This is a genomic window from Methanobrevibacter sp. (assembly GCA_022775905.1).
Lineage (GTDB): Archaea > Methanobacteriota > Methanobacteria > Methanobacteriales > Methanobacteriaceae > Methanocatella.
This window is the reverse complement of record JALFJX010000009.1, coordinates 288,425-300,386: the sequence shown is the minus strand read 5'-3', so window position 1 is coordinate 300,386 and position 11,962 is coordinate 288,425. Positions and strand designations below refer to the sequence as shown.

The following is an 11,962-nucleotide window of genomic DNA, read 5'->3' as shown; positions in this document are numbered from 1 at the left end:
AACTACACAGTTGTTACCGCATCTGCAGACTACTGGTCTTTCAGCAAAGTCGTACATGATTGTAGCCATGTTGTCTGCAATTAATTTCTCTTTTAACTCTTCACGAGCAAAACGAACTTTCATACCACCGAAATCAGGTATGGATTCGATGATTTTACCTTTACTGTGTTGAGCTTTGTATAACTCATTGGTAGCTTCATGTAATTTTTCATCGTTTTGATCTGTAATTCCAAGTCTTTCAATGATGTCTGCTGCCGGAATTTCTCCATAGCCTTTAAGAGTACATACTGGAATTGGATTAACGTTTTCGATAATTCCTTTTAAGTTGTATTTAGCTATTAATTCATCATTGTTTTTTAAGTCTTGAAGAGCAATGTAATCTGCTGGTGCATCTGCAGGTTCTGAAAATACGACCCCACTTCCGTAGGATGCACTTACGAAACTAGCTGGGAAAACAGGTAATTCTGCACTAGTAAATGGGTTAGTTGCCATTTGACCAATAATGTCATTAGGATCAATTTCAGATATGATATCTAAGTTTTTAATTTGGTTTTGTAAATTGTAGTGAGCTTCTTTGGTAATGACCCATTTTTCACCGTTAGCATTGACTAAAACATATTCAACATCAGGATTTAACCATATGTTTGTTGCTCCGACGATAGTTTCAGGTCTTAAAGTTGCGGTTACGAGAATTTTATCTCCAATTGGGAATTTAAGTAAAGTTAATTCGTTAACTCCTACTCCTTCACCTTCAAGTAAATCGTGGTCTCCAACTGGGTTGTCACAGTTAGGACAATATTTTACTGGGTGTTCACCTTTTGCAACTAAACCTTTTTCATGCAATTGGGTAATTTGCCATTCGATGAATTTTTTGTATGTTGGATCAATAGTTCTAAATTCTCTTCTCCAATCGATAGAATAGCCCATTTCTTCCATTACTTCATGATATTCAGTTGAGAAGTATTTTACAATAAATTCTGGGTCTTCTAATTCAGGTAAAGTTTCTTTAGGAACTTTGTGTACTCTGTGATATAAGTCAAGAGTCCATGGATCTTTTCTTTTAATCCTGTCTGCAATTCCAATAACTGGTGCACCAGTTACGTGCCATGCCATTGGGAATAATACATTATATCCTTCCATTCTTTTAAATCTTGCATAAACATCTGGTACGGTGTATGTACGTCCGTGACCTATATGCATTGCTCCACTAGGGTATGGAAAAGCAACGGTAAGGTATAATTTTTCTCTTTCATCTGGGTTGGATTCAAATATTTTTGCATCCGCCCATTTTTTTTGCCATTTCTTTTCAATATTTTCGCTCACTAAATCACCATCATAATATTGTTTTTTTAGGACTTTCAGGGAATTTACTTTTGTGTTCACTCCTGATTATTCTATTAATGATCATATCAACGTCATCTGCTGAAATATCTAAGTTTTCACTTATTTCAGTATTTTTCATATCTTTTTCAGTGTAAAGATAAAGAATTTGATCAAGTAATTCATAGTTCATTCCAATTTCATCTTCATCAGTTTGGTCTTCCCATAATCCTGCACGAGGAGGCTTATTGAGGATTTCTTCTTGGATTCCTAAGAATTTACTTAATTTAAATACATCAGTTTTATACAAATCTCCAATAGGTTCAATATCTGATGCACCATCACCATATTTTGTGAAATAACCGATTAAGATTTCACTTCTATTACCTGTTCCTCCAACGAGGTAATTTTCATGGTTAGCATAATAATAAATGATTGACATTCTAATTCTAGCTTTTAAATTACCAATAGCTAAATCATCATTCTCAATTTGTGTTATTGATATATATTCGTTTAAAACAGAGTCAATAGCTATTTCTTTATATTTGATTCCTAACTTTTGAGCTATGTCGATTCCGTGAATCTTATCTTCTGTTGGGGTTGTAGTGGATGGCAATGTCAATCCAAATACGTTTTCTTTTCCAACAGCTTCGCAGGCTAAATATGCTGTAAGTGTAGAATCAATTCCTCCACTTAAACCAACTATGATTCCTTTTGATTTGGATTCGGATACTTTTGATTTAATGAAGTCAACAATTGTACTTTTTGTTTTTTCGCAGTCTAGTTCAGGAATTTTGCTAATATTCTCACCAACCTTTATCATTTATACATTAAATAATATGTAATTATTAATTTATATAGTATATTGTATTTTTTAGTGAAGGTTCTTTAGGCATATAATTAATTTTATATACTATAATGAATTAAATAACATTTAGTTACTAAAAGTAATTTTATTAAGGAGGTAATTACTTGGCATTTAAAGATTATTTTAAATTCAATAAAGACAACACCACATTCATTTTTGTCGGTGGTAAAGGTGGAGTTGGAAAAACTTCTGTTTCTTCTGCTACTGCATTATGGTTAGCTGAACAAGGCAAAAAAACATTAATTGTATCAACTGACCCTGCTCATTCTTTAGCAGACTCATTGGAAGTACCGATTGGAAGCTATCCTCGTGAAATCAAAACAAACTTATTTGCTGTTGAAATCGATCCGGATGAAGCAATGGCTCAAAAACAAGCACAATTGGAATCTCAAAAAGCAGCAAATCCTGAAAGTGCAGGCGGATTACTTGGTATGGATTTCTTGTCTGATCAATTAGATATGGCATCTTCATCTCCTGGTGCTGATGAAGCAGCTGCATTTGAAATGTTTATGGGAGTAATGAACTCTGATGAATTTGATGTTGTAGTATTTGATACTGCACCAACCGGACACACTTTAAGATTATTATCTTTCCCTGAAGTAATGGATTCTTGGGTAGGTAAAATGATGATGCTTAAAGCAAAATTGGGTGGAGCAACCAATGCTTTAAAGAAAATCGTGCCTTTCATGGATGCAGTTGATGATCCTCAAACTTCTGAAGATTTAAAAAGAACCAAAGAACAAATAGACAAGGCAAAAGCTGTATTATCTGATCCAAACAGAACTACTTTCAAAATGGTTGTCATTCCAGAAGAAATGTCCATTTATGAATCCGAAAGAGCATTGGAAGCACTTGGTAAATATGACATTACTGTTGACAGTGTTATTGTAAATCAGGTAATGCCTGATATCTGTGACTGTGATTTCTGTCATTCAAGACACAAATTACAACAAAAACGTTTAGCATTGATTGACCAAAAATTCAAAAATCAACATATTGCTGAAGTGCCATTGTTCAAAGATGAAGTCAAAGGTCAAGATAAGTTATTAAAATTAGCTCATATCTTATATGATGATGAAGACAACGATGAAGTTGTCCAAGAAGCTATTCAGCTTTAAAATTAAAAATAAGTTAAAATAAAAGATTATTTTAACTTTTAACTACTTTTTTTTATTTAATATTTCATCTAGCAGATTTGCAAAAATCAATATTGCTGTTGAAAATATCAATGATTCTCCAATAGATATTTCATACAAAGCGACAATTATTGCAAATATGATTGTCATTATGACAATACTTGGCAATTTTCTATTGGATATTCTATTTGTATCAAGAATTGTTTGTGTGCTGGTGTAAAGAATGCTAATTAAAAATAATGCATCCCATATTGCACTATATTTTGGATAAATGATTGTAATAGCTATCAAAATGCATAATATGATAATTATTAATCCTATTTTTAGTTTACTTTTAATTTTTATCACCTGTTCCAACTTTCATCCCAATATTTTTGAGGTATATTGAATGGAGACCAATATTTGTCGCTAAAATATTCATAGGTCTCTTCTTCACTCAGTTTTCTTGTTTTGCCATCACTAATGTAAACTGCATTATTTCTGTCTAATGTCATATCATCCTTGATTTTCACTTCAATAAAATCATAATCTCCATTTTCATTTGGTATATTGTAGATTTTTTTGGATTGCAGATATCCTGGTCGGGTAAATGTAATTTTGTCCATTACATTATGCCATTCTGTTTTCTCAACCATCTCATTTCTATATGTAACTCCTCCACTCTGTATAAGTGCCATTGTAGTAAATATGTTCATTCCTAAGGAGCCTAATCCACTTAATGGTTTTGCAAGTAGGTTTGCAGTCATATATAGCAGTTTAGTAAAAGGATGTGTTTTATTATCATATATGGTTTCTAATCCATTTTTAATGAAGTTAATTGTATCATCTATTCCTTTAATTATATCTTTTGGAAGTATTCCAACTCCACAGCAATCACAGGTTGTTTTGATGGATGATCCTTTGTAAATTGAATTTTGAGCCAAAATTACACTTGAAACACCACTGGTGATATTTATAATAACTGATGAGTTTGTATTATTTGAAAATATGTAAATCAAATCTCCTAATTGTGCAATGCTAAAAGTATTTTCTAGAATTGATGAAAATACATTATCTAATGAGTTTGAACTTTTATCTAAATATCTGTCAGCAACTTTCAATAGGGCATATTCTTCAATATTAGGTAAATTAACGGAATTCAACAATCTAAATAGAAAAGTGTTATTTGAATCTCCAGTAACTTCCATTCCCATATCTGCATTTAAAATGTTCAGATAAGTGTCATCTAGATTTATTCCACCTAATATTGTTAAGCTTTTGCTTCTTTTCCAGTTTACATTTAACTCTTTGGAGTTGCTATCTGCAAGGATATCAGCAAGCCATGTTACTTCAAGAGATGCTAAATGCATTCCATAAACGTTCATAACTCCGAATCTACTTAAATAATCTGGATTTCTTGAAACCCAATTTTCAAGAATATTCTGGGTTATTTTCTCATTGATTATTGTGTATGACTGTAGAACTTCAAAACCCATTGCGGTTCTATAGTTATTGTTGAGGCCATAGCTTATGCTTTCTTTCTTTTCATATTCTTCGGTATCATCAATTCTAAATTTTGTTATGATGTCTTCTTTTGATGTATAACCTACAATTGAATTTCCAAAATAGCTGAATGTCACTGGGGTATTTGTATTTGTGAATCTGATTGAGTCATTATAGTTTTCATAATTGAAATTATATATTGTTTTCCCGTGTAATGCAGATAAACTGTACATTACTCCAAATTCATCAAAGCTCAATGTTTGAAAGTTAACTTTTGCAGTAATCTTGTCATTTTCCATGTAAGTTAAAGTTTCACTTTTATCCAATCCTTTGCTTGCATAAAAACCAAACAATGCTATATTGTCTTTGGTTTTACTCTGATAATCTATTTGGGTGTAATCATCGACTTTGGTTAGGATTATGCCTGCTGATGTTAAGTTTTTTTTGTTTTCATCAATTTTTATTCCACTTCCATCAAAAGGAACTAGGTAGCTATATCCATATCTAAGTTGGGTAGAATTTATGCCACTGTTGGAGGATGTTGAAAATATGTAAACTTTATCTCCTATCTGAATTTTGAATAACTCTTTTTTTGGCATTTTTATAATTCCGTTGATTCCGGATTTTAAACAGTAAACCGAATTGTTAATCACGAGTTTTGCAGTAACATTAACGTAATTGGGTATTAATGTTGTATGGGTGTAGCTGGCGGATTTTACAATTTTATTTATATTGATCTTGTTGGTGTTTTTAAGGTCAAGATATTCAGTTGTTATTGAATATTTCCCGGCATCTAAATTGACGTCAAGTATTGCAATTCCATTTTTATTGGTTGTTTTTGAATAGGTCTTTCCATTGAGCTTAAAAGTAACTTTTTGATTTGGATAGATGTTACCATTGATATTGAATACTTTTACATTGAATTTGCCGTCATTTCTGTTATTGATGGTCAGGTCTGTTGTTTCAATTAGGCTTTTTATGGTGATTTTTTTGCTGATAGTTTCGGAAGTTTTCGGATTTGTAATTGTAATGGAATATGTTCCGGGTTTCGTGTTCACTGATAATTTTCCAATTCCTTTGGAATTGGTTTTAACAGAGTAATATTTGCTGTTTAACTTAAATTTAACTGCAGTATTCTTCAATATACTTCCTTTTTTATCATAAAATGTGGAAGTGTATGGTGATGTATTTTTGTAATATTTTTTAAAATCACTACACTTTATCGTGCTTTTGACTGTAATGGTACTTTTTTTGGATGATGCAGAGTATTTGCTTGTTCCAGCAAATTTTGTGGTAATTGGATAGTTTCCACTTTTTAAACTGATTGTAAGATAAACATTTCCTTTGCTGTCTGTCTGTTTACTGTAGACTTTGCCATTAACGGTAAAATCCACTTTTGCTTTTGTTATTGCTTTTTTATTCTTATTTTTCACTGTTGCTTTAAATTTGCTTCCGTCTTTATAATACATCTTTAAATCGGGAGCACTTAAAGTAACTTTTTCTTTAACTGTTGTTTTGCTGGTACTTAATTTATTTAATTCCTGATTGGAATCAGGCTGTTGAGCAGTTAATATTGTTTCATTTTTAACATCTGCTGCCGAAACGGCAGTAATTAAAAAAAGAAATAGTAAAATGAAACAAGTGGTGTTTATTTTTGCATTCATAATATCTACCTCAATACCAATTTTTTATCAAATTGGCATTAAAAGATTGATATTTTGAATATATAAACTTTAATTTTAAAAATAAATAGTAAATGACTTTTAAAATGGTTTTTAGGAATAAATTATCCTAATATATTATCATAATGCACATATAAGTAAATTCACTTTGAGCAATTTCTTTTAAGGTTGACTCAACAATGTTCTCGTCTGGATAACTTAATCTTTCACAGACTATAACTTTTCTGTCTTCCTCAACACCATTGTCAAGCAGGAATTGGGCCATGTCTTTCACTTTTCTTGAAGGAAGGGCAATTGTTGTTTTGCCATTGTTGATTACAGGTAAAATATCATCTATGTTTTCCCTGCCGTGGAAGGTCATCACATTTGCATTATCCCATTGAATGTGGCATTTTGCAGCTGCAAGTTGGAGTGAACTGATTCCTGGAATAACTTCAATATTGTCTTTGGGGAACTCTTTTTCATTTGAAATTCTTAAAACGGTATTTAAAACGCCTGAAAAACCAGGATCTCCTGTTGATAATATGGATACGGTATTTCCATCACAAGCTAACTGAACTCCTTCATTTAATTTATCTAAAAGTTCTTTAACATTGAATGCAATTTTATTTTGCACGTCATCAAACAGTTCAATAGCTCTTGTACTTCCAACTGTGTAATCACTTGCTTTTACAGTATCAATAGCTTTTTTAGTCAAGTATTCAGCAGCACCTGGGCCAATCCCAATAATATAAATTTTTCCACTAGGCATGATTTCTTATTTATATTAAATTACTATTAATAGTTACTTTTTGGTTACAAAAATCATTTAAATATAAACGGGTAATGTTTATCTGAGGCGATTAAAATAGATAGAGAAGAACAATTAGATTTTTTAATCGATTACTTGATTGATGAAAGAGATGAAGTAATTGACATTCCTACTAATTATGATGAAAAAAGGAGATTTCTCCGTGCATTAATGAATATTAGAATGCCTAATGAAGTATCTCAGGAATTTATTAAAGTTCAAGATGATTTTTTAACAGCTGAAACATTAAATAAAGATTTGACTTCTGTTGAGGATATTAATGAAGTCAAAGGTAAATTGATGCTTTGGCAAGGTGATATTTCAACATTAAAAGTGGATGCTATTGTAAATGCAGCTAATTCAAAATTGCTTGGATGCTTTGTTCCACTTCATAACTGTATTGATAATGTGATTCACTCAGCAGCGGGTGTACAGTTAAGGGATGAATGCAATACAATAATGAAAATTCAAAACAGGGATGAAGATGTTGGAAAAGCTAAAATCACTGGTGCTTATAACTTGCCTTCCAAATATGTAATTCATACTGTTGGTCCTGCTATTCCTCGGGGGTCTAAACCTTCCAATGATGAATGTGAATTGTTGGCTAACTGTTACAGATCATGTTTGGAAGTTGCAGATTATAATGGACTTGAATCAATTGCGTTCTGTTGCATTTCAACAGGAGTATTTAATTTTCCACAGGATTTGGCATCAGAAATTGCAATTGAAACAGTTGAAGAATATTTGAAATCACATGAAACCTCATTAAAATATATGATTTTTAATGTTTTCACCGATGAGGATTATTCAATTTATAAAAATGCATTATTTGGTGAATAAAATGGATAATCTAAAAGAAAGATTAAGTGAAGCAAAAAAAGCCATTGACAATGCTGATTATATCATCATTGGTGCAGGGGCGGGTTTTTCAGCAGCTGCTGGGATTTTATATTCTGGAAAAAGATTTGAAGATAACTTTCAGGATTTCATCGATAAATATGCTATGAATGATATGTATTCTGCTGGATTTTATCCTTTTGAAACTCAGGAAGAGAAATGGGCTTATTGGTCACGTCATGTTTATGTAAATAGATTTTCAGTTGGTGAAACTGAGTTATATAAAAAATTACTTGCTATTGTTAATGATAAGGATTATTTTGTCCTAACAACAAATGTCGAGCATCAATTTTGGATTAATGGCTTTGAGGATGAAAGGATTTTTGCAACTCAGGGTGATTACGGATTGATGCAATGTGAGAAAGGATGCCATGATAAGTTATATTCAACAGAAAAGTTAGTCTATGGAGTATTAGAAAAAACTGAGGACTGTAAAATTCCATCCGAACTTGTTCCGGTCTGTCCTGTTTGCGGTGGAAATATGGATCTTAATTTGAGAAAGGATCAATACTTTATTGAAGATGAAAAATGGCATGAAATGGCAGATAACTATAGAAAATTTTTATCTAAAATAGATGAAAATAAAAACACAGTATTTTTGGAACTGGGAGTCGGATTTAATACTCCAACAATTATTAGATATCCTTTTGAACAAATGACATATAATAATCAAAACATGAAATTAATAAGATTAAATAGAGACTATCCTGATGCAATTCTAGAAAACAAAAGTAAAACAATAAGTTTTGATGAAGAAATCTCTGAAGTGTTTGATTATTGTCTTTCAGGATTTTAATTCATCTATTTCTTTTTTTAAAAATTTATAAATTGAGGAAGCTCCTATTAATTCTCCGGGATCTTCCCATTGTGAAGGATATAATATAAATGGTTTTGTTTGGTCTCCTCCAAGGCCTCCATGACTTCCAATTAATTCTTCAAATGCACATACTTCATCACTTTTTTTATCATAAAAACTGTTAACCATTATGTCAGGCATATTTTTGAATGAATTTTCTCTTTTCAAATGTTTTACAGCATTTTTACCGTAATTGGATAATGGATTTTCTCCGGTCACAACATCGGTTTCTAAGTAATATATTCCATTTTCACCAATGACCATTCCACCATTTGTAATTGAATTGACTAGTATAAATCCAATTCCAGGATGTTTTACAAGTCCAGGTATTAATTCTGGGAATAACATTACAAGTTCTTCATATGTTAAGCGTTGTTTCCATTCGGTTAAATAGATTAATCCAAGATTTCCAGATCCTAAAACAATTAATTCTGAATCTTTAGCTTTTTTTGTACTTTGTTCTGTAATTTCATGCCTTCTGATATAATCCAGGCTATCTGAATATTTTTGTCTTATATTCTGATATTTTTCGTTTTCAAAAATAATTTCAGGTTTCCTATTTTCAATTTCATCTCTAATGCTTTGGATGTATGAGTTATCATCAAGAATGTCCTCACGGAAAGTTCCAACTCTTTCTTTAATGTTTTTTAATTGCCTATTTTCTGGTAATATTGCATCTCTGAAGTGGTCAATATTATACTCTTCACTGTAAAATGTCAAATCATCTGGAAGTAGTCTTCTAACATAATTTCCAAGTGTAATTCCATATCTTTGTTTAAAAGTTGCACCATTACTTTGTCCATGGTCTGATAAGATGACAAGATAGTAATCTCTTTCACTCATATTTATTGTTGAAACCAGTCTCTGGAATTGCAAATCAATTTTATTTAGTGTTGGCCATACATCTTCATCTTGTGTTCCTGAATGATGTGCTATTTCATCATAACCCATAAATGTTGCATATGCAGTGTCAATTTCTCCATTTAAGATTTCTGCAGCCAATATCTGGGTTGTAACTTCTCTTAATACTACATTTGCTCCTGCTCTTACTGCAGCATAAACAATGGTTCTTCTAAGACGGGGCTGTATGTTCTTTATGAAATGCATGAGCTGTGATTTCAGTTCCATTAATATGTCCCATAGGAATAACACGAATATTCTTTGGAAGTTGTATGAATTTAAGAAAATTGTATGCAGGGTCTTATTGTTAATACGACTTATATTTCCTAATCTGGATGATGTTAGTGGAGCATTTTTGCCATCTCCTGAAAACATATTGCTAACACTTATTCCATCAACCAATAATCCTTTTCCGTCACTTATTCTTTTTTCTATTAATGGAGCATGGCTTAATTTTCCAGAAACAATAATCTGATTGTCGTTTTCTTTTTCGACCCATCTGTATGCAACAATATTTTCATTATTTCCATGTAATATTCCTGCCTGGCTTGCTCCTGTTTGTGATGATAAATCAGTTTCCCATTCTTTTAGGGTATGTGTATTTTCGCCAATCCATTTTTCAACGGTGGGCATTATACCTTTATCAATAGCTTTCTTGAGAATATTTATTGATAATCCATCAATTTCAAGCATTATTATTCCAGGATACTTTTTTCCGTCCTTTTTCTGTTTAGTGACATATTGCAGGATAGTTTTAATGTATCTATCATAGTAGCTTGTGTGGGTTATATTTGCAATAAATGTGATTGCAATTGACATGACAATAGGAACTTCAACGGATGCATAAAATCCAATATTGACATTAGGGATAAAGTAACATGCAATATAAAGAATTATGGCATTGATAAATAATGATCCAATACCTAATGTCACTACCATGAATTTCATAAAGAATTTTTGAAAAATTGGCCATAATATTGTATTGACTATTGTCATTGCAATTACGATGATAAATGCATCATACCATTTTCCAATTGTAAAATCACCACATAGATATGTCATTCCAATAATAACTAATGCATTGGTTAAAATAAGAAGTATTAATGTTATTGCTGTTCTTAAGTATGATAGGAAAGTATGTTTGTTCATTTTATCTCAATCTTTCTCTTTTTATTTGTTTTTAGTGTAATTATTGTAATTTCTGGTTTGCAATTTATTCTAAATCTAAATGAATTTGTTCCAAGACCTTTGCTTGTATATTGCATCATGTTTCTAACTTTATAAAGGCCAACAGGATATTTTCTGGAATTCGGGCCTCTGAATGGTGTTGTGTCTACTTTTGGAATTATAAATTGCCCTCCATGGGAATGACCTGAAATTTGCAAATCGAACATGTTGGTTTTTGATGATTCTTCTGCAAAATCGGGTTCATGAGCAAGTAATATACTTGGAGTGTTCTTTCTCATTTTTGATAATACTTCATCTATATTGTCTGCACAAACGGTACAGCTATCAACACCACAGATATTTAAAAAATCCCCGTCCTTTTCAATGGTGTAAACTTTATTGCTTAAATCTATGACTTTTGATGCTTTAAAGATGTTTCTAATTTTTTTAGAATCCATCCAATGGTCATGATTTCCCAAAACTCCAAATTTTCCATATCTTGAGTTTAATTTTTTAAAAGATTTCTGCAGAGATTTTTCATAGCCTTTGGTTACATATGAAAAGTAGTCACCGGTCAATGTAATTAAATCAACATTTAGTAAATTGACATAGTCTATGAGTTCATCCAAATATTTCGGATTGATCCATTGGCCCAAATGTATGTCTGTTAGGTTTAAAATCCTAAAATTATGAAAATTCCACCCAAGATTGTCTAATTGAATGTTTATTTCAACTAAATCTATTTCACTTGGTTCAAACTTCTTGTCCGGAAGTGAATATGTCATTGCATCTTGAATTCCTTGACGGATTTTCATTGCTGATGGGCGGTCAATATCATCATTGTTCATTAAATAATAATATTCA

At 31.5% G+C, this 11,962-nt stretch carries 10 protein-coding genes; 3 read left to right on the top strand and 7 right to left on the bottom strand.

What is annotated here, in order from left to right; translation table 11 throughout:
• Positions 1-1,323 (bottom strand): class I tRNA ligase family protein (locus MR875_03660; GenBank protein MCI6993939.1); only part of this gene is annotated, 1,323 nt, incomplete at its 3' end.
• Between the two features lie 10 nt (positions 1,324-1,333).
• Positions 1,334-2,143 carry an NAD+ synthase gene (locus MR875_03655; protein MCI6993938.1) on the bottom strand — a complete coding sequence of 270 codons (810 nt, stop codon included), beginning with the start codon at positions 2,141-2,143 and terminating at the stop codon, positions 1,334-1,336.
• 149 nt (positions 2,144-2,292) lie between these two features.
• Between MR875_03655 and MR875_03650 the strand changes: the two genes are divergently transcribed.
• The gene (locus tag MR875_03650) at positions 2,293-3,306 is read left to right on the top strand and encodes an arsenical pump-driving ATPase GET3 (protein MCI6993937.1); all 1,014 of its coding nucleotides are present in this window, start codon (positions 2,293-2,295) and stop codon (positions 3,304-3,306) included.
• 42 nt (positions 3,307-3,348) lie between these two features.
• Here MR875_03650 and MR875_03645 read toward each other — a convergent pair whose 3' ends face one another.
• The 3 genes from MR875_03645 to MR875_03635 form a co-directional block, all read right to left on the bottom strand.
• On the bottom strand, positions 3,349-3,681 hold the full coding sequence (locus MR875_03645; protein MCI6993936.1) for a hypothetical protein: 333 nt from the start codon (positions 3,679-3,681) through the stop codon (positions 3,349-3,351).
• Positions 3,669-6,470 carry a hypothetical protein gene (locus MR875_03640; GenBank protein ID MCI6993935.1) on the bottom strand — a complete coding sequence of 934 codons (2,802 nt, stop codon included), beginning with the start codon at positions 6,468-6,470 and terminating at the stop codon, positions 3,669-3,671. Before MR875_03640 ends, MR875_03645 begins: the two co-directional genes overlap by 13 nt.
• A 127-nt stretch (positions 6,471-6,597) precedes the next feature.
• Complete coding sequence (locus tag MR875_03635) at positions 6,598-7,239, bottom strand: cobalt-precorrin-7 (C(5))-methyltransferase (protein MCI6993934.1); 642 nt, start codon at positions 7,237-7,239, stop codon at positions 6,598-6,600.
• A 135-nt stretch (positions 7,240-7,374) separates the two neighbouring features.
• On the opposite strand from MR875_03635, the gene MR875_03630 reads away from it, so the two are divergent.
• Both MR875_03630 and MR875_03625 read left to right on the top strand, forming a co-directional pair.
• Positions 7,375-8,118 carry a protein-ADP-ribose hydrolase gene (locus tag MR875_03630; protein MCI6993933.1) on the top strand — a complete coding sequence of 248 codons (744 nt, stop codon included), beginning with the start codon at positions 7,375-7,377 and terminating at the stop codon, positions 8,116-8,118.
• Position 8,119: 1 nt separating this feature from the next.
• A complete protein-coding gene (locus MR875_03625; protein ID MCI6993932.1) occupies positions 8,120-8,971 on the top strand; it encodes a hypothetical protein in 852 nt (283 codons plus the stop codon).
• Here MR875_03625 and MR875_03620 read toward each other — a convergent pair.
• Together MR875_03620 and MR875_03615 are read right to left on the bottom strand one after the other, a co-directional pair.
• Complete coding sequence (locus MR875_03620; GenBank protein ID MCI6993931.1) at positions 8,960-11,080, bottom strand: phage holin family protein; 2,121 nt, start codon at positions 11,078-11,080, stop codon at positions 8,960-8,962. The two genes, MR875_03625 and MR875_03620, sit on opposite strands and share 12 nt — an antisense overlap.
• Positions 11,077-11,946, bottom strand: a complete 870-nt coding sequence (locus MR875_03615) for a metallophosphoesterase (GenBank protein ID MCI6993930.1) — start codon at positions 11,944-11,946, stop codon at positions 11,077-11,079. Before MR875_03615 ends, MR875_03620 begins: the two co-directional genes overlap by 4 nt.
• Between the last annotated feature and the right edge of the window lie 16 nt (positions 11,947-11,962).